This is a genomic window from Cytobacillus sp. FSL W8-0315, from assembly GCF_038002905.1.
Lineage (GTDB): Bacteria > Bacillota > Bacilli > Bacillales > Cytobacillaceae > Cytobacillus > Cytobacillus pseudoceanisediminis.
Genome location: NZ_JBBOOC010000001.1, coordinates 1,968,006 through 1,993,571, shown reverse-complemented (window position 1 = coordinate 1,993,571; position 25,566 = coordinate 1,968,006). Strand labels below are relative to the sequence as shown.

Sequence of the window (25,566 nt, the reverse complement as noted above, 5' to 3'; positions counted from 1 at the left end):
GTGTTGGTTTAATTGTTTATTATTTTACACTATATCAGAATGGAATGCCTTATATCTGCAAAAGGAGAATAAGATGAAAATCCTATTTGGTGTTGAAGCCAGCTATATTATTCAAGATGTGCCCGAATTCATGGATCTAATAAAAAAAGAGACTGAACTGTTCGATTTTCAGCAGAGCACGTTTCTGTTTGAGCAGATGGCTCATGCCGAATTCACAAGAAGTGTACTTGTCGAAGCCGGGCTATTCGAAGAATTTTTTAATCTCTGGTACATAAAATCTGGTGTAAAGGGAGAAACTTTTGATGACTTTGCCATAGAAACAGACAGCGGGTTCTGCTTGTTCACCGAGCTCCTTAGCGCCTTTACTATAACCGGGGGCAGTGCAGAAGATGTCCGGATGGCTGTCTATCAATTTCAGGAGCATTTAGTCTTTACCGCAAAAGAAGAAGAAGTGCCATTGGTTTATTTTTCAGAACTTCACTTAAAGGATTTAATAATCGGCATTGCTGAAGCATATGACATACAAGTGTCATTTTTAGACCTCGACAAATAGAAGAAAAAAATATAAAATAAAGGACGAATGTAATACTTTGGTTTTACATAATGGGTATATAACCTGAAGAATGATTTTGATATGGCTTTTGCCTGCTGATCACGAAATAAAGGGGGCTGTTTTAATGGGACTACCAATCATTTTTGCATTAGTCGCAGTTCTTGCAGCTTTTGGTGCGTTTAGCGCACTGAAAAACAAGAACTTCCTTGGCTTGGTTTTTGCTGTAGGAACACTTGCTGTTTTCGGATGGTTCTCTGTAATGACCATAATTAACAGTGGATATCCTGCTGTTCACTAAGAAAAGCGCAACCAGCCTGCTAAGCATTAGCAGATGGCGTCTGATGCTTGACTTTTAAAAAAATAAAAGGGCTTCCCTCAATGGGGAGCCCTTTTATTTTAGCCATTTAACTGACTTTCAACCCTTCGGACCTTCTCTTCCATTTTCCTTTTGACATCACGTCTGTCATCAATGCGGATATTAGTTGCCACCCTCATTAGGCCTTTTTCAAAAGGGACTTCATGCATTGCCTGGATGACCTCAAACAAATCAGTAAGTTCCCCTTCAATAATGGTATTCATGGGTGTCAGCTGAAATCGGATTTTACCGCTTTCTTCATACTTTTTTAATACACGCTGAATGTCTGCCACATAACTGCTGACACTTGGTGTTTCCGTTCCAATTGGAATAACAGTAACGTCTGCAATAGCCATATCTTTACCCCTCTATCTAACTTGATTTATCGTTATGTTCTACTAACCGAAAGATTTCTCTTTTGTCAGGCATTATTAATTCTTCGAGATAAAAACCCGCTAAACAGGCTGTCCCATTAGGTGAGCAGCTGAGCGGCGCATTTTCCATGTCTTCCAGAAGCACTTCCTTATCTCCTGTTTCACTGTCAACGGATATAAGCTGAAATCCCCCTGCATACATATCACTTTCAGCGCTATACAATGGCTGAAAAGTTATGATGCCCTGAGGAGTCCAGTCATAATACGGTACCAGCCAATCCGAAAACCTTGTCAAATGAGGTACTGAGATTGAAGATAACTTCCTGAAGTCATTATCCATAAAAGTATACATAGCCTGATCTGACTGATCTGCCGGCACAGTGATGGTCATTAGCCTGTCTTTGGCAGCATCGAATTGAAAAATGTCTGCCAAAACCTTGGTTTCATTATTTCCATCAATAGATTGTTTAACCAGCGGTGCAAAAAGTGACGGGTTTTCATTGCCCCAATCAAGGAAAAAAAGAAGATTTGAATCCCCCCATTTGGCAAAAGGCTCCCTTAGGTTTAATTCTTCTGATGTACCTTTTGCAATGTCGATATGGTAGGAAGTAAAGTCCCAGTCTTCAGTAAATGAAGAAATTAATAATGATTCTTCATGATAAGGGTTCCACTCAACAGCAAAGTCAAAGCCAGATATATTTTTCTCCCAAACAACTTTCCCATTTGCTTTTATCGCGGTTAAAGTTCCTTCATAGGTTCCTGGTGATGTTCGAATCAGAATGTATTTGCCAGCCGGGCTGACCGTTACGGACGCAATCGGATGTGAACTTTCATAGAGAAGATTTTGATCGCCAGAAAAGAGGTTATAAGAAAAAACCCTGGAAGCTGTTCCCTCACTTACAGTGTAAACAATTTTATCATCGCTGAGCCAGCCATTTGCTCCCTGAAATTCCCCTTCTTTAATCCGGATAGGCTTAACGTTCCTATTTTCAGCATTATCAGGTGGTGCGGACGGTTCAGAGGCTTCTGTTTCTTGATTCTTTTTTTGCTGCATCTCTGCTTTTTCCGGCTGTTCACAGCCGGTTATTAAAAATAGGGAAACCATCATAACAAAAAATAAAAAAAGAAGCTTCCCTTGATATGTAGATTGAGTGTCCAACAAATCCGCACCTCCTTATCTCCCTAAATATAAGTACGTAAACGGCATGAAAATGTTTCAAAAATAATAGAATTAATGTATTTAATAGGAAAAAGCCGTTTTTCCGTCTTCGATTTGGAAAAGCGGCCGGTTACCATAGAACTATTGGCTTGTGAAGTTAGTATGATAGTTATTTTAATGTCTGTTTCACTAAAATACAATAAAGAAACATTTTCAAGGTTAATTTTTCACATATAAAGCGATGCAAGAAAAATGCCCAGCACTTCTTCATAAATATCATCAAATTGTGACAGGGGCAGGGGATTGATGCCTCTTCCAAGTTCAATTGTGAATCCCGGTCTCCGGAACTCCTGTATGAACCAATCCTTATAACCCGCAAAACTATCAATGTATTGAACTGCTTTATACCCGCTGACACGCTCGAACTCTAGCGCGAGTACCTGTGATTCCGGCGGCTCCAATCCCTCGAATCCCCAATAAAATTCTGCTCCTTGTGTATGGAAGGCAAGCATTCGATCGAATTGATTATCTTTTGCCAGTTCCGCCATTGCTATGGCTTCTGGTTCTGTTAACGGGGCTTCCCCAAGATAATCTCTTGGTGCCGGAGCATTTTGTTCACTTCTCTCTTTTTCAAAATCCCATTTGGCAGGATACTGATTATTTAAATCTACACCCCTAATATTGGCCTTCCAGCCTGTGAAATCAGTGCTTCCCCTATTTATGGCAATCACTTCTTCCCTGAGTTCTGGAGGTGGCCCATTTAAGACAAGATCTACTCCATCAGGATTCACCATCGGCACTATGGAAAGGTCAACGGAATTATATAAAGGCATTGTTGACACGCCTCTTATCGGCCGGACATTTGTTATGGATAAGAGAAAGCTGTTCAGCAAAGCCATTAATATAGGGGTTGTAATCCATTCATTTGCATGAAAGGATGCATTAATTTGCACTTTCTTATTCCCTTTTCCCAGACGTATCTCCTGAATTGGCTTTCCAAGGACACTTTGGCCAATTGATTTTACCTTTATGAACGGATAAATATCCGACAGCATGGTAATATCGGCTGTTAAAGCTTTGTAAGCATAACTTCTCCTGCCTGATACAATTGGAGTTATTACCCGCCTTGGCAGCTTTATGGCTGTACCGGGGGCCAGACTGTTTGGATTAAGGGATTGATTAACCAGGAGAAGAGCATCTACAGAGAGGTTTCTGGAAGTACTCAGCTTCCAAAAGGTGTCTCCTGGTCTTACCGTATAATTTTGCAGTGTAAAGCCGGGAATATTAATTTCCTGGCCTATCTGCAGCAATGCAGGATTTACGCCGGGATTGGAATCAGCAATGAGATTGATTGGCACCATAAAGAGCTGACTGTAATACCAGATGGAGTCTCCGGACCGGACTTTGACTTTCATCTTTCTCCCCCTTTCCATCATTTCAATTTTATGAGAAAAAGAAAAAAAGATGACTGTTTACCTGTGTTAATTTGAATCCGCAGTGTCGAAAGTGGGCAAAGAAAAAAGCACCTGCACGCAATCAGGCGCTTTTTTCAATTTATTTATTTATTTTTAGCAAGCCAGGCTGCTCCAATTACGCCGGCATCATTGCCCAATGTGGCAATATCTATGACGGTGGATTCCTTCACTCCTGGAAACGCAAATTTAGCGAAGTTTTCAATAACAGGCTTCAGCAGGACATCACCTGCTTTGGATACTCCTCCGCCTAATACTATTTTTTCCGGATTCAAGGTATTTGCTATATTTGCCAATGCCAGTCCCAGGTGCATAGCTGTTTCATTGACTACCAGAAGAGATGCTTCATCCCCATTCCTTGCTGAATCGAAAACATCTTTTGCTGTGATAAACCCATTCTCCCTATATAAATTGGAAAGAACCCCTTCTCCACCCGATTTTAGGTTTTCAAGAGCCTGTCGGACAATGCCTGTAGCTGATGCTATTGTTTCAAGGCAGCCCGCTTTTCCGCAATTGCACTGAGCACCGCCAAAAGGAACGGAAGTAATGTGGCCAATTTCACCTGCAGCTCCGCTGACTCCCTGCACAATATCTCCGTTGGCAATTACTCCGCCGCCGACACCTGTGCCAAGTGTTACACATACAAGATCTTTAGCGCCATTTCCGGCTCCCTTCCACATTTCGCCCAGAGCAGCGCAGTTAGCATCATTATCAATGATGACTGGAAGCGATGTTTCCACTTCAAGCAAATCCTTCAGCGGGTAATTATCTTTCCAGCCTAAATTAACAGTGTTATATACAACACCTGTTGCAAGATTTACAGGACCTGGAGCCCCCATGCCAATGCCGATGATTTTATCCTTGCTTATATCCAGTTCCTCCAATTTATGATCGATGGCTTTAGCTATATTTATCGTAATATTTTTTCCTTCTTCACTATTGTCAGTGGGAATTTCCCATTTATGAATGATTTCCCCATAATAGTTGATAAAAGCAAGTTTTGTAGTTGTTCCGCCTAAATCTACCCCAACCAGCCATTTCTCTGCCAAACTCCATCACCTTTTCTGTCTATTTTTTCTCTTTAAGATTCTGAATTTCAGTCCGTAAAATCAAGATGCTGCTCTGGTAATCTTTCACATCAATAAGCTGAGAATCATATAGCTCTTTTAATTCCGCAGCCATAAGCTCCAAGTCAGCTTCACGATTCCCTATGTAGATAATTGTCCCATATTTCTTCAGGAATTGCTGTATATCATAAATGGTTTTCATTCTGTACCTCTGCTTTATCGATAAGTTTATACCACAATAAAGTATAATCTAAATGTCCATCCTTCTCAAGATGGACAAGCTCCCGGAAATAAATAAGATTCCTGGACTAACGTAAAAAATCCCTTCCTGGCACAGCAGCCAGTAAGGGATTTTTTTACATTTAGCGATCTGGATCTTTGGGATGCAGGAAACGCGGCCGCCTGTTCTTCAATGGTATTGGCGATCTGAGCAATACATCCCTGAATGCTCTCAGATTGAAAGGGATGAATGGCCACAGGTATGGCACTCCAAAAGATTTCATTCTCGCCAGCATGATTATCAGCAGCATGATGCCAGCTACATATCCATAAGTATGGAAAATACTTGTTGCAATCAGCAGGGCGATTCTTATCAGCCTGTTGGCCAGGCTCATTTCATAGCTTGGTGTTGAAAAAGTTCCAATTGCTGCTATTGCTAAATAAAGAATTACTTCATTAATGAACAATCCAACTTCAACAGCTACTTGGCCAATCATCAGGGCAGCCACCAGTCCGAGTGCAGTGGCCAGTGCGGATGGAGTATGGATTGCAGCCATCCTCAGCATATCCAAACCGAGCTCTATCATAAGGAACTGAATGACTAATGGCAGCTGTCCTGTTTCATTCGGCCCGATATATGATAATGCATCAGGCAGCAGCTGTGGCTCTATAGCAAATAAGTACCATAAAGGCAAAAGAAAAATGGACGCCCAGACAGCCAAAAAGCGGACAAATCGCAAATATGCACCTACAAGGGGCTTATTCCGGTATTCCTCAGCGTGCTGCAGGTGATGCCAGAAGGTTGTCGGTGTAATGATCACACTGGGCGAACCATCGACGATGATGCAGACATGCCCTTCATAAAGATGGGTTGCTGCTGTATCAGGCCTCTCGGTATATCTTACCATCGGATATGGATTCCAATGCCGGCCAGAAATGAATTCCTCTATTGATTTTTCAGCCATTGGCAACCCATCAGTGTCAATCTTAGAAATAGAATCCTTAACTTTTTGGACCATTTCAGGATCTGCAATGTCTTCAATATAACTGACAACAACATCTGTTTTAGACCGCCTGCCCACCTGCATATATTCCATGCGGAGTGTCCGGTCTCTAATTCTTCTCCTCGTTAAGGCTGTATTAAAGACGAGTGTTTCGACAAAACCATCCCTTGAACCGCGGACAACACGTTCGATATCAGGCTCCTGTGGGCCTCTTACAGGGTATGTACGGGCATCAATGAGAATCACTTCATCGACACCATCCACGACTAATGCAGTTGGACCAGCCAGCACCATATCCACAACTTTATTCAGATCATCAGTGGTTTCAACCTCAACATAGGGTATATACGTTTTTATTAACCTGGAAAGCGTATCCCCTTCCAGCTGACCAGCATCCAATCCTGCAAGCATTTTCATCAGATAGTGCAATATATCATCTTTTACAAAGCCATCTACAAGATATAGGGCCATTTCCCTTTCTGCATATTCAACATCCAGCTGAATCACATCAAAGCTTTTTTCAACTCCAAGTGCATCTCTAAGATATTCTATATTTTCTTTCAGCGAAACCTTTACAGGCTCTCTTCTGACTTTCTCCAAAATCCCACCTCAGCATTCTGTTCCATTCTTTTCCTTGCATACTATTCAACATCATAGACATGCAAAAAAAAAATCATACCAATGATTGGCATGATTCATGAAAATTCACCGGAAATGAAGATATTATTTCCCGGGTAGTAAGCTGAAAATTCAGTAAAATATCAGCTGTTTTTTTATTCTATTTGGTTTAATAGCTTTTGATACTCTTCGTGTTCCGATTTAAGACCAGCGGCTTTTTGAGCATGATGCCTTGCTTTTTCCGTGTTATCTTCTTCTAAATAGATCAGTGCCAGATTATAATGTGCTTCGTGGAAAGAGGCTTCTTCCTTAACGACATGGAGAAGATGCACTTTTGCTTCTTCCAGTTGTCCCGCTTTTATTTCCGCATATGATAACAGAAAATAAGCTTCTGGAGAGGCATTCCCTTCCTTAACAAAATCAGCAAGCATTGAACGAGCCTTTTCATACTCTTCAGCATTAATATGCTCCTGGGCCATCACCATTGCAGTCTGTTCATTTAAAAGCCTTCCTGGTTCATTGAAACCATATTTCAACAATCCAGCCGCCAGACAGAATGATGCTGCTAAAAACAGGAACTGGAGCAATGGCCGTTTCTTCTTGGGAAAATGCACAATGCCAGTAGCAAGAAATCCGCCAATCAGCCCGCCGATATGGCCTGCGTTATCAATTCCTGGAATGGTAAACCCAAATGCAAGGTTGATCCCCAATACGACAATTATATTAAATCCTATTGTACGGAAGAAAAGACTTGGATAAATGAGCCCAAAATATAAAAGTGCACCGAAGCAGCCAAAAATAGCTCCGCTTGCCCCAGCTGAAAGGGTAGGACTAAAAATGAAACTGGCTAATGTCCCGCCAAAACCTGCAGCCAAATAGATGAATAGGAACCTTAAATTTCCATACACGCGTTCTACTGCCGAACCTAGATAAAATAAGGCAAGTGTATTCATTAATAAATGCAGCAGCCCAATATGGAGAACAATCGGGGTCAAAAATCTCCACCATTCTCCATCAAGAATTAATGGGTTGAATTTAGCTCCATACTTGATTAAAGTCGATGTATCTGTGCTCCCGCCCATTGCTTCCAAAACTAAAAAAACAGCAACTTGAATAAAAATGAATATATACGTAAAGAAGGGCTTCCCAAAATTAAACATTTCCTTTTCTTTCTTCGCTGTTTTTACTGCTTTAGAAAGAGCGGCATGTTTCAGTGCATCAACATCCATTTCCGTATAATTTCCGGACAGAAACGTTAACGGTTTTTCAAAAATGGCCTCAACCGCACTAAGGCTATCCGGTTTGCCGGACTCAATGATTAGGGTTTGGACAGAGGTTTTCGCATTTTCAGGCATGAAGGGGACTGTGATGCGGAATTCATAGTCATCTACAGGCAGGTACTTAGTGACATAGATATTTAATACCGGCATCTCCCTTTTGCCAAGCTGCTTCCTGACAGATTCTGCTTTTTGGGCAGTAACTTCGATATCCCGCTGCAGCCAATTGCTCCAGTCAAGATTATATTTTAAGAGCCTGATTGCCTTAATCGTTTTATGCTCCATCTTTTCAAGCCATAATTCATCCTGATCACCAGATAGCTGAATCATCCTGTACCCCTGATCAGATATGAAATAATCCGCAAGTTTCCAAAATAAATAATCCTCTTGAACGGCCAATTCTTCCCCCACTCTCTATATGTTGCAATGATTACAATACTTTATTTAACTATAGGCAAAAAAGAAACCTTTTGTAAAAGAAAAAGCACCTAAATATTTATCCAAAATAAAAAGACCATTACGGTCTAATTACTAAAAAAATAAAATCCTGAATGTTGACAACTGTCTAGCTGCAGCGCCTCCCCCCTTGAGGTGTCGGGGGGAGGCGCTGCAGCTTTTCTTTACATTATTGCTGCCCTTCCGATTGCCCAGAAGAGAAAACAGAGCTCATCATCCTGTCGCGGACAAGCGGAAAACTCATTACTGAAGTGACTAGCAGTTTCCGCAAAAAGACGTTCCCAAAAATAACATTAATCAATCGATAACGGTTATGATAGGCAAAATAAGTACCAAGCCCTATCATAAATATGGATAGTAATCGAGACATTAAAAATCCCTCCTCTTCCTTATTGTGAGAAGAGGAAATAATTTTTATCCATGCTTCAGAACAAAATAAAATCCGCCGCCCATGCAAGCTGGCTAATCCTTCCTTATTGGTTCCAGCGTTTTCTTGAGAACATTTACTGATTGGGTAAACTGATCAATCTCTTCGCTGTTTAAGTCAAGTTCAATAATGTCGCGAATGCCGTTTCTATTGACTATAGCAGGTACCCCAATGTAAACATCATCATGACCATACTTTCCATCTAAGTAAGCTGACACCGTAAGGACCGAATTCTCGTTCTGAAGGATGGCTTTCGTCAGTCTGACCAGGCCCATGGCTAATAAGTCGCCCCTTTTCGCTCAATAATCTGATAAGCTGCATCTCTGACATTAAGGAATATCGAATTAAGATCTTCCTTTCTAAAATTCTCTTCTTTCCCTATCCAATCATCAATGTTTTTCCCTGCAATATCAGCATGGCTCCATACAGGCAATTCAGTATCCCCGTGTTCACCTATAATATATGCATGAACATTGCGCGTATCGACTTTGAAATACTCCCCCAGCAGAAACCTGAATCTGGCTGTATCCAATATCGTTCCGGATCCGATTACTCTTTCCTTTGGCAGTCCGGAGAATTTCCAGACTGCATAGGTCAGAATATCTACTGGATTTGTCGCAACCAGGAAAATGCCATCAAAACCGCTATCCATAACATGATTCACAATGCCTTTAAAGATTTTTGAATTTTTTTCCACTAGATCCAGACGTGTCTCTCCAGGCTTTTGATTTGCTCCAGCAGTTATGACAACCAAATCAGCCTCTTTGCAATCTGAATAATCTCCAAACCAGATCGATGTTGGGGAAGGAGCAAATGGCATGCCATGATTCAAGTCCATCGCATCTCCTTCAGATTTATCCTTATTTAAATCAATCAGAACCAATTCCTCTGTAACACCTTGATTTAATAGTGCAAAGGCATAGCTTGAGCCTACAAAGCCAGTTCCAATCAGCACGACTCTGTTCACCCGATTTTTCATAACAACTCCCCTTTTCACTTAAGGTAAGGAACAGCAGCATCTCAGTCCCTCTATGTCAATAGAATATATAGAAGAATTCCCACCGAGGCAGAAGCTAAACCTGAACAAAAATTAACAAAGTCATTATCTGCAAAACGCCTGCCTTTTACCAATGAGGCCGGCTGCCCGCAATGTTCGGTTTTTTCAACACTTTCATTGCACACCAGGCACTTGTATTCAGCCTGAAAAAAGGCCCCCAATATGGAATCAATCAGATTTCCCGCAAATCCAAAGATCCCAATCAGCATAACCTCATAAAGTGAAACGCTGAACAGCATGAATGAAAGAAGTGCTATTGTAAAAGAACCTGACAAAGCTGCAATTGTGCCCAGAATGCTGACAGCACCTGAAGTTCCCGTCTCTGCTGGCTTCCAGGTCCTCAACGAAATGGGAGGTTTTTGACTTAATGAGCCAATTTCTGATGCCCAGGTGTCCGAGTTCGCTGCGGCCAGGCCAATTAGAAATGCTATCAGCCAAACCGGTGATGGTATCAGGAGATGGATTATGCTGGCAATAGCTGCAATTCCTCCATTTGCTGCCACCTGCTGCCAATCCCTTCTTGACCCTTTTGCATGCTTTTTTTCGAATGTCTCTTTTCTATGGCTTTTAAATTTTGACCAAAAGCTGGAACTCGCAAAAAAGAACCCCAGCACAAGGAGACCGTGAAAGCCAAATCCCCATCCTGTTGCCGCACCTACAATGAATGCAGCTATACTGCCTGAAAGGGTCAGTAATCGAAAAAAATATCCAGCAAGCGCCGTGATTAATATAATAATAAAAATAACAATAGATTCAAGCATTTCCGGATGCCCAGACCCGCTGATCGGTAATAATCATTTCCACCGGCTTGTCATGGTTTTCCACTGGAAAATCGTTTATGACCTGCAGTTCAAAAGCCAGTGAAACGGCTCTTCCTTTATATTGCTCGAGAAAACGATCATAATAGCCTCCCCCAAACCCCAGGCGGAAGCCGTTTTTCATGTATGCCAGCCCAGGTACGATTAAAGTTTCGATTTCCTCACTGAGAACTTCTTCTGTCTTTTCTGGACTTGGCTCCCATAATCCATAGTACACAGACTCCAATTCCATGAAGCTTTTCAGTTCACGAAACACCATTTGCTTTGCTTGGGGAATGCACTTCGGGACAGCAACCCTTTTTCCATCTTCCCATGCTTTTCTGATAATCTGCCACGTATCCGCCTCAGGCGGCTTTGAAACCGTTATACCTATCGTTTTAGCCTGAAGCCATAAAGGACTGCTGTAAAGGCTGCGGGCAATTTCATATGATAGCTGTTCATACTCAGGCTTACTCAATTCCTTCATTCTATCCAGCATTTGCTTTCTAAGCGCTTTTTTATCCATTTCCATACCAAACCCCCTCCAACAGAAGATGACATCTGCAAATCCCCTCAATGATTTATCCAGAAAAGGGAAGTATACCCATAAAAAAAGTCAACAAAAAAAGCAGTAGGAATGATCCTACCGCTTATTTTGTTTCACGATGTGTAGTCGAACGCTTATCTCTTGGGCAATATTTTTTAAGCTCAAGACGATCTGGATTATTTCGTTTATTTTTTTTAGAAATATAGTTACGATCTCCACATTCTGTGCAAGCTAACGTAATGTTTACACGCATGTAATTTCCCTCCAAACTATGTTCAAACTAGTTCGTTCATACGACTTTTCTATAATATCACTTTTTAATTCGAAATGCTAGTACGTTTTTTTAAAAGTGCCCTCTTTAACCCTGCCTATCAGCAGGTTGTTATACCGAAGGATTTCTGATTTGCTGACCCCGTTAATAATCCATGATTCCCCTTCTATTGTCCCTCTGCCATTGAATACTGCATTAAGCGAGAAGACGCTTATTGCATTTCCCTGGACCATAGGATGATACTTTAAAGTCCCTTTCTTTCTGCAGTTCCAAATTTGGTCACTGTATACGTTCCAGTAAGGCTGAATCGTACACTCTTTCATTTTTTTGCCGTTTAGCTGGCCATTGACCAAAAACAGCTTGGAATCAGCCAAATGAAAGATGACATTTTCTGCGGGAGAAATGAAGGAGAGATGTTCACGGGAAGAATACTCATGTCTGTGCTGCAATAAGAGCTTAATCTTTCTGGGCTCGTCCACATGGTTAGTGATATAGCTTTTAAAATATGAAATTTTAGAATGTATTTTTTCTGTCTTAATTTGAACAGAAATATTTTCATCAGGAAATATCTCATTACTGCCATTCTCCATCCAGTAAGTTTTCCCGTCTATCCATAAACCCGGAATCATTTTCAATTTCCCGATCGGCGCTTTCTCCATTTCTTCATAAACATCAGATTGAATCCAATTTAATGTATTCATCTTCATGCACCTTTTTCTTTATATTTTTTAAGAATTTTAATAAAAGGTTTGTCATATTTTACCCGTTGATTTCCGCTACAGTCACATGCTTTCCGCGGGGAGGAACGAGAGCCTGCTCGGCTTCGCCTGCGGGGTCTCCCGCTCCCTCTCCTCTGAGCAGGAGTCAAGTGCCCTCCGCTACAATCAACTCAGTGCTTAAAAATTTTCAGCCTGCTAATACTGCAAAAGCTTTAAACAAGGTCTTCAAGCTTCTGGCTGATTAGGGTTTCTTGGAATACTCTTTTTGTTTCCTCCGAAATGCGTCCCCAGCTGAATAGGCTTTCTGCGACCTTTTGACCTTGTCTGCCAATTGTAAGGGCTGCTTTTGGATCTTCAAGGAGAGCGGACGCCTGCTCTGCGAAACTGCCAGGATCTCCAGGGGTCATAAACAAGCCGGAAAATCCATGTTTTACTATTCCCTTTAGCCCGCCAGTATTAGATACTATCGCCGGTTTTCCTGCAATCATTGCTTCAAGGGCAACAATGCCAAATGGCTCATAATGACTTGGAAAAACAGCGAACTCGCACTTTAGAAAGAGGGCTACTCTTTGCATATCATTAATAAATCCCGGAAAACGAATTACATCGTCAACATTCAGTTCTTTCGCTTTTTTTCTGTGGGCTTCAAGCATAGGACCTTTGCCGGCTATAATCATATAAGTTTCCGGGTACTTTTCTTTAATAATAGGCGCTGCCTCGATCAAGGTATCAAACCCTTTTTCCCTGACCATCCTCCCAATGGAAAATATCAGCCTGCCTCCTTTTTTCACCTGCAGCCCCTCCAATAAAGAATCAGGGTCATCAAGCTGGGGTTCCTTGCTGATTCCATTTGCGATAACAGACATTTTCTCGCTTTCGACAGCAAATTGCTGAAGTACTTCTTCCTTCATATATTCACTGCAGACAATAACCTGATCTGACCCTAGTATCAGCTGCTCTTCTTTTCTATGGATAAACTTCTGCAATTCTGTGTAAATCCCATTATTCCTTCCATATTCGGTTGCATGTATGGTCGTGATTAAAGGACACTGTAACCTTTCCTTTAGTGACAGGCCGCATGCACCTACAAGCCAGTCATGTGCGTGGATGAGCTCGAAGTGGTGGAAAGATGTCAGTTCATTGGCTTTTTGCTCCATCGCCAAATTCAATCCTAATATCCAATGCAAAAAGTTAGGATCTTTTTCATTAAGGGGTTTGACTCGGTGTATATAGATACCATCTTTAAGTTCAGAGCTGGAAAGATCGCCCGGATTAGCTGTCAGAACATGGACCTCATAATCCTGTTTCAAGCCTCCTGCAAGTCCATGCACATGTCTTGATAAGCCGCCTACAACATGTGGAGGATATTCCCACGAAAGAAGAAGGATCTTAGGCATACCTTTATGGCAGGTATTTTTATTTCGCTCAGCAGTTACCGTTTCCATCATTCTTTACCTTCTCCCCTTCACTCATTGATTCATAATAAGTGTATGTACTCACATTCACAGTCCATTCAGCAGGCTGCCTCTCAGCTTCGCCTATTCCCGATGTTTGATAAGGCATTTCCTCAGAAGTATGAATTGCTTCTGAGCGAAGCAATGGGAAAAAATGAGTTTCCGTCAATTTTATGCCCAGCTCTACACAATACACCTTGCCAGGTTTGAGCCCTTTGAAGATCCATTCTGATTGATGGGACAGGATTACTTCATGATCAGCGACCGCATTGGCCCCATCAAAATAAATCCCGGTAACATCATATATTCTTAAAGATTTTCTCCTGGAAGAGACAGGCTCTTCCAAGTAAAGTGAAGCCATTTCCTCTTTATGATTAGATAATTTCCATAATACTTTTACCTTATCAAATGTTAAGCGTGTTAATATCAATTGATCTTTCGTTTGTTTAGGAACGTCATTTTCTTCAGCTGTCATATTATTCACGGCAGATTCCTCGCTGTCGCGTTTTGCTTTATTTTGGATAAGTTTGGTCCACTGATATTGCACTTTTCCTACAGTTGTATCAAGCTCACTGGCAATTTTGCGAAATGAAAGCCCTCTGCGGCGAAGCTTAATAATTTCATCGATCATACCCGGCACCTCTTGGATTTTTTTCATAAGCAAATAAAAAAGGAATATATATGACGAAAGGCAAAATTTTATGACTATTTATATAACCCAATGTTATCACTGATATGGATAGCCTACAATGAACGGAAATTGTCGCTTCCTGCGAATGCACATGCCTGCTTGAAAATGAATAAGAAAAAAATTTCTAAAGTATGCCGGGAAGCTATTTCGACAGAGTTCCAGCGACAAAAATCTTTAATTTTCACCTGTTTATGGATTGCATATCGAAATTTGTCATTTTTGATGGTAAAATATTTCTGTTCAATGAATATGAGGTGACTTTTTTTGGAATCAATCATGCTGGCATTATTGATCTTGTCTATAGGGCTATTTATTCTTTCAGTGTTCTTGAAAGATCCTTATAAAGAGCTGCGCGAAGAAATGGACCAAATGTCCATGCAGCAGATTCAGGAAATGTATCAGATTAAAAAGAAATTAAAAGTATTGGAAGAAGAACTGCTGGTGGGTGAAGAACCATTTATTCAGCAAGTCCCTGCAGAGTCCTCTGCTCATTCCTTAGTGAAAAGGGAAGTTCATGAAATTATAAAAAATCAGGTGATGCTGCTTACCAGGCAAGGATTGTCAGTAGAGCAAATTGCAAGACAATCATCACTCTCTCCTGATGAAGTAAGAACCATTCAAACAGAAATGAAATTTAGAGGTCATGGCTATGAATAAAAGAAATACCCGGGCATTTGCATTTGGCATCCTTACAGCTGTCATAGCCTTCAGTACACCCTATTTTTTCATAAAGCCGAATCAGTCTGAAAATAGAAAAATTGATGTAAGCAGTGCGAAAGAATTTCTTCAGGCAAACGGCTATACTGTTTTAACAGAGGAAGAATATACTCTATTGCAGCAGACTAAATCCGAGGATCCAGCAAATAAGAATACGGAAGATAAAGAAGAACCTGCTGAGAAAGATACCGAGCCGCAAGAAGGTTCACAGGAAGTCTATCAGCTTACAATTGAGAGCGGCATGACGCCTGGGGAAATCGCAGCACAGCTTGAAGAGGCGAATGTAATCGATCAGGCAGCAAATTTCGGCATTTACCTTGAAGAATACGGGTTCAGCAAAAAAATACAGCTGGGCACATTTAAACTGACCGCTGATATGAGCTATAAAGAAATCGCAAAAATCATAACAAAAAGCTAAAAGGAGCTGAATCCTTTTAGCTTTTTTACTGTCCAGCATTAGCGTGCAAGGCGCTTAAGCTTTCCTAATTTAATTATTCAAATCATATTGACGTCCTTTAACCAGGTAAAAAATATGTTCTGAGATATTGGTTACATGATCAGCTGCTCTTTCTAAATATCGGCAAACAAAAGAAAGCTGAGTGATCTGAGGGAGATATTCCGGTTTCTGCAGGTTGATCTGCAGCAGCTCTTTAATTGTTTCACCATATAGGTCATCTACCTGATCATCCATATCGGCAACTTTTTTTGCCTTTGCAATATCTTCTTCAGTGAAAGCCTCCAGGGATAGACGCAGCATTTCTGTAGAGATTTCGTACATTTCTTTTATATGTTCAATCGGCTTAATAAGAGGTTCTGACCCAATGCGTATGGTAGACTTCGCTATATTCACTCCAAAGTCAGCAATCCGTTCAATGTCTGTTGCGATTTTTATAGCGACAATGATGCGGCGAAGGTCAATGGCCACAGGCTGCTGTTTGGCAATTAGCAGAATGGCTAAATCATTTATTTCCTCATATAAAATATCAGCCTGATTATCGTCATCAATGATTTCAAGAGCCAATTCTATATTTTGTGTTTCAAGCGCTTCAACCGATCTATGCAGGGCCTCTACTGCAAAATTGCCAATTTCAATCAGTTTCTTTTGAAGCTCCTGCAGATCATATTCAAACCTTTCACGTACTGCCATCATGGTAATCCCCCTTCATCCATTCAAGTATGGATTATATTCTTTCATTAAACCTGCACACAATAATTAGCCGAATCTTCCTGTGATATAATCTTCAGTCCGCTTATCTGAAGGAGTGGAGAAAATCTTATCAGTTTCGGCAAACTCGATTACTTCACCATTTAAAAAGAAGGCTGTTTTATCAGAAATACGGGCTGCCTGCTGCATATTATGCGTAACAATAATGATGCTGAATTCTTCCTTAAGCTCCTGCACTAGCTCCTCTACCTTTAAAGTGGAAATGGGGTCAAGTGCAGAAGTAGGCTCATCCATTAAAATGACATCCGGTTCAATTGCAAGACAGCGTGCAATGCAAAGACGCTGCTGCTGCCCGCCTGATAAGCCGTACGCATTCTGGTTCAGGCGATCTTTTACTTCATCCCAGATTGCAGCTCCCCTTAAGCTTTTTTCAACAATTTCATCCAGGATTTTTTTATCACGGATTCCGTGTATTTTCGGTCCATATGCCACATTTTCATAAATGGACTTTGGAAATGGATTAGGCTTTTGGAAAACCATTCCTACACTTGTTCTTAAATCCTCCACTTTAAATGATTTATCAAGAATATTGCGCTCGCGGTATAAAATTTCACCGGAAATCTTCACAGAAGGAACAAGCTCGACCATGCGGTTCAGGGTTTTGATATATGTGGACTTTCCACATCCGGATGGACCGATAATGGCCGTTACTTCATTTTCATTAATGGCCAGATTTATATTTTTTAACGCATGGCCTTCCCCGTACCAAAGGTTAAGATCTTTTGTATGATAAACAACTTTTTTATTCTCTTTTGCTTTTTGGCTTAGATTAGCTGTTTTAGTATTCAGATTGGCTTTTTCTGTAACTACAGGCATTTTATTAAACCTCCCGGACTAAAATCTTTTTTGGAATTTATTGCGGATCAAAATAGCGATTGAATTCATCGCAAACAATACAATCAATAATATAACGATAGTTGCAGCTGCCAGGTTGGCATATTCCGCTACAAGGGCAGAGTCAATTGTCCAATAGTAAATCTGAACCGGCAAAATCGTAAATTTATCAAAAATTCCATCAGGAACGGGAATTAACAATGCCGGAATACCGATAACAACCAATGGCGCAGTTTCCCCGATTGCCCGGGACAGTGCAAGAATGACACCCGTAAGAATTCCCGGCAGAGCTGCGGGAAGGACCACATTTTTAATAGTCTGCCACTTTGTCGCTCCCATACCATAAGAGGCTTCTCTTAAGAATTGAGGAACTGCACGAATAGCTTCCTGGCTGGCAACTACTACAACAGGAAGAACCAGCAGTGCCATCGTAAGACCTCCTGCGAGAACTACAGAACCTAAATCCAATGCTCTTGCAAAAACAGTTAAACCAAGGATTCCAAAAACAACTGACGGAACGCCCGCCAGGTTGGAGATATTCGTTTTAATAAATGAAGAAATGCGTCCCTTGGCTGCATATTCTTCAAGATAAATTGCTGTGCCTACTCCTAAAATCATCGTGACAGGTGCAACAACAAGCATCAGCCATAGTGTTCCTGTTATTGCTCCCCAGATACCGGCTCTTTCAGGATCCGTCGATAAACGATTCATCAGAAAATCCATGTTGATCCAGCCTAAACCATCAGCAAGAACCCGATAGATCAAAACAATTAATACGACAAGGCCAAATAAAGTGGCCATAAAGAAGAGTGTTTTAGCAAGGTTATTGGCTAGCAGGCGGCTGCCCATCTTTTTATGCACTTGTTCTGAATCCACATATTTCATATTAATATTCCTCCCTGAACTTGCGAGAGATATACTGAGCGAGCAGGTTCATAATCAGCGTAAACACAAACAATGTCATAGCAACAGCATAAAGACTATAATATAATGTTGTTCCAGCTGCCGCTTCCCCTCCTGTAACTTCCACGATATAAGCAGTCATGGTCTGCATGGACTGTGTTACGTCAAATGTAAAGTTCTTTGAACTTCCGCTTGCAATCGTTACGATCATTGTTTCCCCGATTGCTCTTGATATACCGAGCACAAAAGAAGCAATGATACCTGAAATAGCTGCCGGAACAACTACTTTCCAGGTTACTTCAAGCTTAGTAGCACCTAATGCAAGGGCACCTTCCCTCATTGCATTTGGCACAGAACTCATCGCATCTTCTGAAAGTGATGCTACCATCGGAATAATCATAATTCCCATTACAATCCCTGGACTCAAAATATTCGTAGGTTCAAGTCCTGGAATAAAGGATCTCAGTAAAGGTGTTACAAATGTAAAAGCAAAAAATCCATAGACAATAGTAGGGATACCTGCCAGGATTTCAAGAAGAGGCTTTAATGCCTTTCTTGTTTTTTCAGATGCGTATTCACTTAAAAATATCGCTGTCATCAGTCCCACTGGAATCGCAACAAGCATGGCGATTAGTGTGGAAATGATTGTTCCCGTCAGTAAGGGAAGAACACCAAAGACAGCATTTTCTCCTAAAGGCTTTAATTCAGTGCCTGTAAAGAAATCTATAAAAGGAACGTCTTTAAAAAAGGCGATTGTTTCCGTAATTAAGGTAAGTACAATTCCAATAGTCGTAAAAACCGAGATTGCGGCTATGCCAAATAAGATCTTTGGTATTAATTTTTCAGTGTAATTATTAACACTTCGTGATTTTTTCTTTTGCTGAATGATTTCACGTACATTCAGCTTTTTGTTATCGTGTTGAACAGCACTTTTTGCCAAGTGTAAAACCCCTTTCAGCCTTCTCATCCAAAGAAGTACTCTTTAGCTCATACTACAAAGGAAAAAACTAGTAACATCACAAGAAGATGAGAAGGCAAACTTCTCATCTTCCCATGACAATACTTTCAATCACTTACTTCAATCCGTTCAAAGCATCTAGAGAAGCCTGGATATCTTCATCTGATAATGGAGCAAATCCAGTTTCTGCTGCAACATCCTGTGCATTTTCCATTGTATAAATAGCATAATCAAGCACTTGCGGTTTTTCTTTAGCCATATTTGTATTCAAGTATGTGAATACCGGGCGTGTAAATGGAGCATAATCTCCGTCTTCTTTGATTGTATCTAATGATGGTTCAACAGGTCCGCTTCCAAAGTCTACTTTTACTGCAGTCAATTTATCTTTGTTGCTGTCATAGTAACCATAGCCAAAGAATCCGATGGCATTTTTATCTTTAGAGACAAGATCCACTAAAGTTGAGTAGTCCTGCTGCAAGTTGATATTTTCAGGAAGATCCTGTTCTTCGAGAATATTCTCAAACATAAATTCGTAAGTGCCGTGGTTTTCATTTGGGCCATATGTCTGAATTTCTTCATCCGGGAATTCAGGGCGAACATCTGACCATTTTTTCTTTCCTGCACTTGCAAGGAAGATATCAACAACTTCTTGCTGTGTAAGTTCTGTAGCCCAGTCATTTTCCTTATTGATGACAATCGTGATGCCATCCAAAGCAACCTTCATTTCCTGTACATCAATGCCAAGATCTTCAGCAGAAGCTTTCTCTTCATCTTTAATTTGGCGGGAAGCATCGTTAAAATCTGTTCCGTCTTCTGCAAGGAATTTCTTGAAGCCAGCTGAAGTTCCGGAGCGGCTAACTTCTACAGAGACATTTTCCTGTTCTCCCATATAGTTTTCAGCCATGCGTGCCATAAATGGATAAACAGTCCCAGAACCATCTATTACTACACTGCCTTCCAGCTCTTCACTTTTTTCGCCATTTCCGCTTGCACCTTCATTTGTATCTCCGCCTCCGCAAGCTGCAGTGAATGCCATTACAGCCGCCAGCATTAGTAAAAGGCTCATTTTTTTAAGACGTTTCATTCCTGAATTCCCCCTAAGAAAATTGGTTGTTTTGTCCTACGAGTATTAGAATAAGGGTTTACTGTTAACGCGGTTTTAACTGATTGTAAAGCTTTTGTAAATGTGGACGATTCTTGTGTAAATATGTCGAATAAGAGGTATAACATTAATTTATCTTTCCGTCATTGCCTGCTTGCAATTCATATTCAGGAAAAAGAAAAACTGCCTCCCTTTTTATAAGGAGACAGTTTATCAAAACTCATTCATCTTCTTTGCGGGCATCTTCCTGCCCTTCAAGTACTTCATCTATATTTTCCACTTTTTGAACAGATTCTTCACTATCATCGCCCTTTTTATGCCGTTCCTTTTTAAGATCAAAATAAGCATCAAGGACACGCTCTCCAATTTCTTTATTGGCTCCGTGATCCACGCTTCCCTGGTAAGCCCATGGAACTAATACCGCCATAGCTACCTCAGGATTTTCAGACGGAGCATAGCTTACAAGACTTAGGTTCATGACTTCAGGCGGCTCTTTGCCAAACTTGCTGCGTTCCGGTCCATCATAAAATGCCTCGGCAGTTCCGGTTTTTCCGGCCGGCTTATAGTCCTTACTGCCAAACAAACCGTAAGCTGTTCCGCCTTTTTCCTGCATGACTCTGCGGAAGCCTTCCTGGACACGGTCCATCCAGCCAGCTTCAAGCTCTACCCGATTAAGGACTTTCGGCTCCATTTCCTGGACAATAGGTCCAAGTTCATTATTTTCCATCAATGGCTCGCGGATTTCCTTTACTATATGAGGCTCCATCCTATTTCCGCCATTGGCAATGACCGAAACATATTGGGCAAGCTGCATATTGGAATAAGTATCATACTGGCCAATCGAAAGGTCAAGCATGAAACCAGGCAATGTACTCATCCCTTTAAAGCCTGTTTGCTCATTCGGCAGATCAATTCCTGTCCGGACCCCAAGTCCGAATTGAGCGAAGGAATCCCTTACAGTGCTAAAAGCTTTTTCATTTATCCGCAATGGCTGCTCATACTCATATTTCCCGCCGCCTATATTGATGACAGTTTCAAACATATAAACGTTGGAAGAAAATTTCAGCGCATTAATATCATTCAAAGCACCAAAATTTCTCCAGGATTTTTTTACAGGTGTTCCTTTAATTTTTAAAGGCCGGTCGTAAAAAACGGTTCCGGGGTTAATGGCGCCCGTCTTATATCCGGTAAGAATTGTAGCACCCTTCACAGCAGAACCTACATTATAAGTAGTAGTGATGTTGCCCAATGCATCGTCCTGCATGACAGATTTTCCTGTCTCTTTATCCTTCACAATCTTTTTGCCGGCCATTGAAAGAACCTCTCCGGTATGAGGATCCATCAGCACAACGTATGCTCTGTCCAATAATCCTGTCCCTGCTGATGCCTTAGCTTCACGCAGTTCCTCTTCAATGATTTTCTCTACTTCCTTCTGAAGATCCATATCAATGCTAAGCACAAGGTCCTTTCCTCTTTGTCCATCAGTGATGGGTACCGTTTCAAGGACATTGCCGGCTTTATCTGTAACATTTTTCACTTTTGCCTTTTGGCCGTGAAGCACTTCTTCGTATTGCATCTCAATATAACTCTTTCCTACACGGTCGTTACGGCTGTAATCACGGGCCATATAGTATTCAAGCTGTTCAGCCGGCAGCCCTTCATCAGAGCTTGTCACATTACCCAGCACTGATTTTAATGTATCTCCGAAGGCATAATACCTTTCCCAGTCGGTTGTTGTATCAACTCCCTGAAGTATTTGAAGATTTTCGCTGACAACCGCGAATTCCTCAGGAGTGACTTCTTTATTTTTGACAATTTGCGGTGTTAATGCATATCCGCTTGTAAACTCTCTGTAGATGGCAAGTACTTCAAGGTCATCTTTTGTCAATTCGCTTAATTCATCTTCTGTAATTCGATCCAATGTGAGCTGATAGATGGCTTTGTCCAATTCTTTCTGGTCGCCTTCATACTTTTTTTCAAGCTTCTCTTTGTCTTTTTTAGAGATCTTTTTTTCAGCCTCTTCAGGATTTTTCATAATCCAGTAATCCTTCTTATCTCGTTCCTGAACTTTTTCAGTATCTTTGTGTATTAGCTTGGCCAGCCTTTCTGCCACCTCAAGCATTTCGTCCTGCTTGTATCCATTATTAGTAAATGTGATGGCATTTTGCGGCGTATTATCAACAATCACCTGGCCATTTCTGTCAAACATCTTTCCTCTCGGCACCGGGCTGTTGACTGTAACATCTTCCGTTCTTTCAATCTCCCGCTTATAATCATCACCATAAACTATCTGAACCATTCCAAGCCTGAGGATCAGCATGGAAAACAATAAGAACACAGCAAAGAAGAGCATATTCAGACGGAAAGGAACATGGGTCTTCTTCTTTTTCTTCCTATTCAAAATTACGCACACTTCCTTTAAAAAATTCTCATAACCCCATTCTAAAAGAAAATAACAATAAATACTATAAAGAACCCTTTTTCGACAGAGATATTTTTACTGGTAAAAAAAAGAGAGAGAATTTTCCTCTCTCTCATGCAGACTGAAATTGTATTTTCCTGACGAATAAATATATGACCGAATGCCCGGCCCCAATGATTAAGAGAAGAATAGGGATGCTTTTTTCTTCATTGAAAAAAGATACGGCAGCTAAAAAACCTAAAATGGATACTATACGTCCTGCATTTAAGAAGATTTCCCTTACTACGATATACTCAATTCTCATCTCTGCAGCCTTCCAGCCTCTGCCAATGACATCATATGTTAATGAGATATATGGCACAAGCAGGAGAGGATACGCTATAGCAATAGTGGCTGCATACATCAGCAGCTTTTGATACGTAACCTCAAAAACGATAAAGAAGATGGCACCATACAGTAATAACCCGCCAATAAGAATGGCCCTTTTGCGATATTCCTTCTTTAAAAGTCTTGATACAAGAAAATACCCCAAAAAAGATATACTTGAGTTGACCAATCCGTATGTACCAAGAGCCAGTTCACTGCCAGTTGAAATAAAAACATATACTGATATGACAAAGATAAAGGTTCCCTCTCTGAGCCCCTGGAAAAAGTGGGCATTTGTAATCATACGCCAGTTCATGCTGTTTTTTCGTTCTGCAAGGATTCTTCCAAATAAATACCTTCCGTCAGCTGGCCGCCTTTTTAGAAAAAAGCTTAAAAATACCGCTATTGAAAAAAGTGTCAGGGAGATGCCGAAGATAACGGAATAGCCCGTGAACTTTTCCATCCTTGAAATAATGAAACCCGCTGCTATCGGTCCAATCATACCCCCAACGGATGTTAGTATTCCAAGGAATCCATTAAAGAAATCGCGATTCTCCGGCTCAGTAATTTCAAAAGTGAGTACATTGAATGCAAGCCAGTAGAACCCATACCCGACTCCCAGCAGAGCCCCGAGAAGCAATAGAAATTTAGAGGCATTCGTTCCAATGAAAAGCACTGTCAGATAAAATAGAGCCAAAAAAATCACGCCGATTCTCAGCACAATGACACGGTCAATTTTTTTCGCCCATCTCCCTGCCAGGATAAACGTCAAAGGCTGAAGCACCACTATGGCCAGGTTATATAAAGCCAGATCGCTGAACTCACCAGACTGCTTCCAGAGATAAATATTAACAAATGTGTTTGAAAGGGCAGCACTTAAAGAATAAAGCCCCCCTATAAATAAAAGCAATGTTAAGTCTTTGGTTAAATCGACATCACCGATCAGTTTTTTAAATCTGCTCATAAAAAAAACTCCCCTTTGGTTCTAAGGGTAGTCTCCTACAAAGACAGTGCGGTTATGCAATGATTTAGAAATTAGGGGAAAGCCTCCGGAATTTGGAGCAAAAAAACACGGCAGATGTAATCTGCCGTGCTGTTTCATTTATTACTTTGCAGCGCTGTAACGCTTAGAAACCTCATCCCAGTTAACAACATTCCAGAAAGAATTGATGTATTCAGGACGGCGGTTTTGATATTTTAAGTAATAAGCATGCTCCCAAACATCAAGCCCAAGGATTGGTGTCTTACCTTCCATTAAAGGAGAATCCTGGTTAGGGGTGCTTGTAACTTCCAATTCGCCATTGTTTACTGCCAGCCAAGCCCAGCCAGAACCGAAGCGAGTTGTTGCTGCTTTAGCAAATTCTTCTTTGAAGCTGTCATAGCTTCCGAATTTGCTGCTGATAGCGTCTGCTAATTCACCTGTAGGCTCACCGCCGCCATTTGGAGAAATGATCTGCCAGAATAGAGAATGGTTTGCATGGCCGCCGCCGTTGTTGCGTACTGCAGTGCGAACAGCTTCAGGTACGGCATCCAGGTTAGAAACTACTTCTTCAACAGTTTTAGAAAGAAGCTCTTCGTTTCCTTCTAAAGCATTGTTAAGGTTTGTTACATAAGTATTGTGATGCTTTGTATGATGAATATTCATCGTTTCTTTGTCGATGTTTGGCTCCAATGCATCATAAGCGTAAGGTAATTGCGGTAATTCGAATGCCATAATAAAATTCCTCCCTATGTATCTGTTTTATTAAGCCCCCTGAAACACTCCAATCATTTATAAAATTCTGATTTTAGAATATTTCTAAGGTCTTTAGTTTAAGATTACCAAAGTTGGTTTTTTGTTTCAAACAAAATGCTTTACTACATATATACAATATCCTAATTTGTTTTTATTATTCCATTAAATTCAAATCACCCGAGCGGGTCATCAAAGGACCACAATTAGAAAATAAGTAATCATTACCCCTTGTATCACCGCTTTGGCTGCTGCACTGCTGACAAAACCGATTACAGATCCGAAACCGATCTTCAATGCATCATTGAAGCTGGCCTTATTTACTGCGAGTTCAGCAATGACCGCTCCCAAAAAAGGCCCAATTAAAATTCCTAATACAGGGATGACAAATGGACCTGCCAGCAGGCCGATTGTACTTCCCAGACACCCGCTTTTGATCCGCCATACTTTTTTACCCCAATCATATTTGCTACGTAGTCTGCACCAAATAGCAGCAGGACAAAAAGCACCTGAATCGTCCAGAATAGCCAGTTAAAAGGTTCGAAAGAAAAAAGAATTCCATACAGGATAAAACCGCCAAGCAAAAACAGCACACTTGGAATAATCGGAAAAACCAAGCCCGCAAAAGCGATAATAAATAACAGAATGATCAGCGTCCAATAAATTATCTCCATGATCAGCACCCTTTCTAGAAAACATGAAAGCGCATTGCCCACACCTCGAGGGGGCAGGCTGCTTGCGCTAGACATTTTTCTAACTTCAAAATTTCTACATTATTTATTTTAAAATA

General features: G+C 40.9%; 26 protein-coding genes and 2 pseudogenes. 4 read left to right on the top strand and 24 right to left on the bottom strand.

What is annotated here, in order from left to right; genetic code table 11:
* The first annotated feature begins 73 nt into the window (after nt 1-73).
* Both MKY20_RS10080 and MKY20_RS10075 read left to right on the top strand, forming a co-directional pair.
* Nucleotides 74-553 (top strand): hypothetical protein, encoded by a 480-nt coding sequence (locus MKY20_RS10080; protein ID WP_009332941.1) that lies wholly within the window; start codon nt 74-76, stop codon nt 551-553.
* A 124-nt stretch (nt 554-677) separates the two neighbouring features.
* Nucleotides 678-851 (top strand): DUF2759 domain-containing protein, encoded by a 174-nt coding sequence (locus MKY20_RS10075; protein ID WP_009332942.1) that lies wholly within the window; start codon nt 678-680, stop codon nt 849-851.
* A gap of 98 nt (nt 852-949) precedes the next feature.
* Here MKY20_RS10075 and MKY20_RS10070 read toward each other — a convergent pair whose 3' ends face one another.
* The 15 genes and pseudogenes from MKY20_RS10070 to MKY20_RS10000 form a co-directional block, all read right to left on the bottom strand.
* Nucleotides 950-1,264 carry an MTH1187 family thiamine-binding protein gene (locus MKY20_RS10070; protein WP_009332943.1) on the bottom strand — a complete coding sequence of 105 codons (315 nt, stop codon included), beginning with the start codon at nt 1,262-1,264 and terminating at the stop codon, nt 950-952.
* 16 nt (nt 1,265-1,280) lie between these two features.
* Nucleotides 1,281-2,444: a YqgU-like beta propeller domain-containing protein gene (locus MKY20_RS10065; RefSeq protein WP_251266918.1), complete on the bottom strand. Its 1,164-nt coding sequence runs from the start codon at nt 2,442-2,444 to the stop codon at nt 1,281-1,283.
* A 224-nt stretch (nt 2,445-2,668) separates the two neighbouring features.
* Nucleotides 2,669-3,856, bottom strand: coding sequence for a M14 family metallopeptidase (locus MKY20_RS10060; protein ID WP_019380409.1), 1,188 nt, complete (start codon nt 3,854-3,856; stop codon nt 2,669-2,671).
* 143 nt (nt 3,857-3,999) lie between these two features.
* Entirely contained in the window at nt 4,000-4,962 is a 963-nt protein-coding gene (locus tag MKY20_RS10055; RefSeq protein WP_019380408.1) for an ROK family glucokinase, read from the bottom strand.
* A 19-nt stretch (nt 4,963-4,981) separates the two neighbouring features.
* Nucleotides 4,982-5,182 carry a YqgQ family protein gene (locus MKY20_RS10050; RefSeq protein WP_009332947.1) on the bottom strand — a complete coding sequence of 67 codons (201 nt, stop codon included), beginning with the start codon at nt 5,180-5,182 and terminating at the stop codon, nt 4,982-4,984.
* A gap of 160 nt (nt 5,183-5,342) precedes the next feature.
* Nucleotides 5,343-6,803 (bottom strand): spore germination protein, encoded by a 1,461-nt coding sequence (locus tag MKY20_RS10045; RefSeq protein ID WP_009332948.1) that lies wholly within the window; start codon nt 6,801-6,803, stop codon nt 5,343-5,345.
* Nucleotides 6,804-6,976: 173 nt separating this feature from the next.
* Entirely contained in the window at nt 6,977-8,497 is a 1,521-nt protein-coding gene (locus MKY20_RS10040) for a rhomboid family protein (protein ID WP_251175150.1), read from the bottom strand.
* A gap of 226 nt (nt 8,498-8,723) precedes the next feature.
* Nucleotides 8,724-8,924 carry a hypothetical protein gene (locus MKY20_RS10035; RefSeq protein WP_009332950.1) on the bottom strand — a complete coding sequence of 67 codons (201 nt, stop codon included), beginning with the start codon at nt 8,922-8,924 and terminating at the stop codon, nt 8,724-8,726.
* Between the two features lie 92 nt (nt 8,925-9,016).
* Nucleotides 9,017-9,960, bottom strand: a pseudogene (locus MKY20_RS10030) (L-lactate dehydrogenase).
* Between the two features lie 50 nt (nt 9,961-10,010).
* Nucleotides 10,011-10,799: a DUF92 domain-containing protein gene (locus MKY20_RS10025; RefSeq protein WP_251266919.1), complete on the bottom strand. Its 789-nt coding sequence runs from the start codon at nt 10,797-10,799 to the stop codon at nt 10,011-10,013.
* A complete protein-coding gene (locus MKY20_RS10020) occupies nt 10,792-11,367 on the bottom strand; it encodes a 5-formyltetrahydrofolate cyclo-ligase (protein WP_217026195.1) in 576 nt (191 codons plus the stop codon). The genes MKY20_RS10025 and MKY20_RS10020 overlap by 8 nt, the downstream gene beginning before the upstream one ends.
* Nucleotides 11,368-11,485: 118 nt before the next feature.
* Entirely contained in the window at nt 11,486-11,635 is a 150-nt protein-coding gene (gene rpmG / locus MKY20_RS10015; RefSeq protein WP_009332954.1) for a 50S ribosomal protein L33, read from the bottom strand.
* Between the two features lie 77 nt (nt 11,636-11,712).
* The gene (locus tag MKY20_RS10010) at nt 11,713-12,354 is read right to left on the bottom strand and encodes a hypothetical protein (protein ID WP_009332955.1); all 642 of its coding nucleotides are present in this window, start codon (nt 12,352-12,354) and stop codon (nt 11,713-11,715) included.
* Between the two features lie 230 nt (nt 12,355-12,584).
* The gene (locus MKY20_RS10005) at nt 12,585-13,820 is read right to left on the bottom strand and encodes a glycosyltransferase family 4 protein (protein ID WP_251175148.1); all 1,236 of its coding nucleotides are present in this window, start codon (nt 13,818-13,820) and stop codon (nt 12,585-12,587) included.
* Nucleotides 13,798-14,457, bottom strand: coding sequence for a DUF4912 domain-containing protein (locus tag MKY20_RS10000; protein WP_251175147.1), 660 nt, complete (start codon nt 14,455-14,457; stop codon nt 13,798-13,800). The genes MKY20_RS10005 and MKY20_RS10000 overlap by 23 nt, the downstream gene beginning before the upstream one ends.
* A 324-nt stretch (nt 14,458-14,781) precedes the next feature.
* On the opposite strand from MKY20_RS10000, the gene MKY20_RS09995 reads away from it, so the two are divergent.
* Nucleotides 14,782-15,174: a hypothetical protein gene (locus MKY20_RS09995; RefSeq protein ID WP_226280633.1), complete on the top strand. Its 393-nt coding sequence runs from the start codon at nt 14,782-14,784 to the stop codon at nt 15,172-15,174.
* The gene (locus MKY20_RS09990) at nt 15,167-15,652 is read left to right on the top strand and encodes an endolytic transglycosylase MltG (protein WP_251175146.1); all 486 of its coding nucleotides are present in this window, start codon (nt 15,167-15,169) and stop codon (nt 15,650-15,652) included. The genes MKY20_RS09995 and MKY20_RS09990 overlap by 8 nt, the downstream gene beginning before the upstream one ends.
* 69 nt (nt 15,653-15,721) lie before the next feature.
* Here the strand turns inward: MKY20_RS09990 and phoU are convergent, their stop codons facing one another.
* From phoU to MKY20_RS09945, 9 genes and pseudogenes are all read right to left on the bottom strand, one after another.
* Nucleotides 15,722-16,381, bottom strand: a complete 660-nt coding sequence (phoU, locus tag MKY20_RS09985) for a phosphate signaling complex protein PhoU (RefSeq protein ID WP_026041601.1) — start codon at nt 16,379-16,381, stop codon at nt 15,722-15,724.
* A gap of 66 nt (nt 16,382-16,447) precedes the next feature.
* On the bottom strand, nt 16,448-17,275 hold the full coding sequence (pstB, locus tag MKY20_RS09980) for a phosphate ABC transporter ATP-binding protein PstB (protein WP_009332961.1): 828 nt from the start codon (nt 17,273-17,275) through the stop codon (nt 16,448-16,450).
* Nucleotides 17,276-17,293: 18 nt separating this feature from the next.
* Entirely contained in the window at nt 17,294-18,178 is an 885-nt protein-coding gene (pstA, locus tag MKY20_RS09975; protein ID WP_009332962.1) for a phosphate ABC transporter permease PstA, read from the bottom strand.
* Between the two features lies 1 nt (nt 18,179).
* A complete protein-coding gene (gene pstC, locus MKY20_RS09970) occupies nt 18,180-19,136 on the bottom strand; it encodes a phosphate ABC transporter permease subunit PstC (RefSeq protein ID WP_009332963.1) in 957 nt (318 codons plus the stop codon).
* Nucleotides 19,137-19,269: 133 nt separating this feature from the next.
* Entirely contained in the window at nt 19,270-20,238 is a 969-nt protein-coding gene (locus MKY20_RS09965) for a PstS family phosphate ABC transporter substrate-binding protein (protein WP_009332964.1), read from the bottom strand.
* Between the two features lie 238 nt (nt 20,239-20,476).
* Complete coding sequence (locus MKY20_RS09960) at nt 20,477-22,657, bottom strand: peptidoglycan D,D-transpeptidase FtsI family protein (protein ID WP_019380399.1); 2,181 nt, start codon at nt 22,655-22,657, stop codon at nt 20,477-20,479.
* 133 nt (nt 22,658-22,790) lie between these two features.
* The gene (locus MKY20_RS09955; protein WP_009332966.1) at nt 22,791-24,008 is read right to left on the bottom strand and encodes an MFS transporter; all 1,218 of its coding nucleotides are present in this window, start codon (nt 24,006-24,008) and stop codon (nt 22,791-22,793) included.
* A 141-nt stretch (nt 24,009-24,149) separates the two neighbouring features.
* Entirely contained in the window at nt 24,150-24,758 is a 609-nt protein-coding gene (locus MKY20_RS09950) for a superoxide dismutase (RefSeq protein WP_009332967.1), read from the bottom strand.
* 210 nt (nt 24,759-24,968) lie between these two features.
* A pseudogene (locus tag MKY20_RS09945) lies at nt 24,969-25,450 on the bottom strand (DUF456 domain-containing protein).
* Between the last annotated feature and the right edge of the window lie 116 nt (nt 25,451-25,566).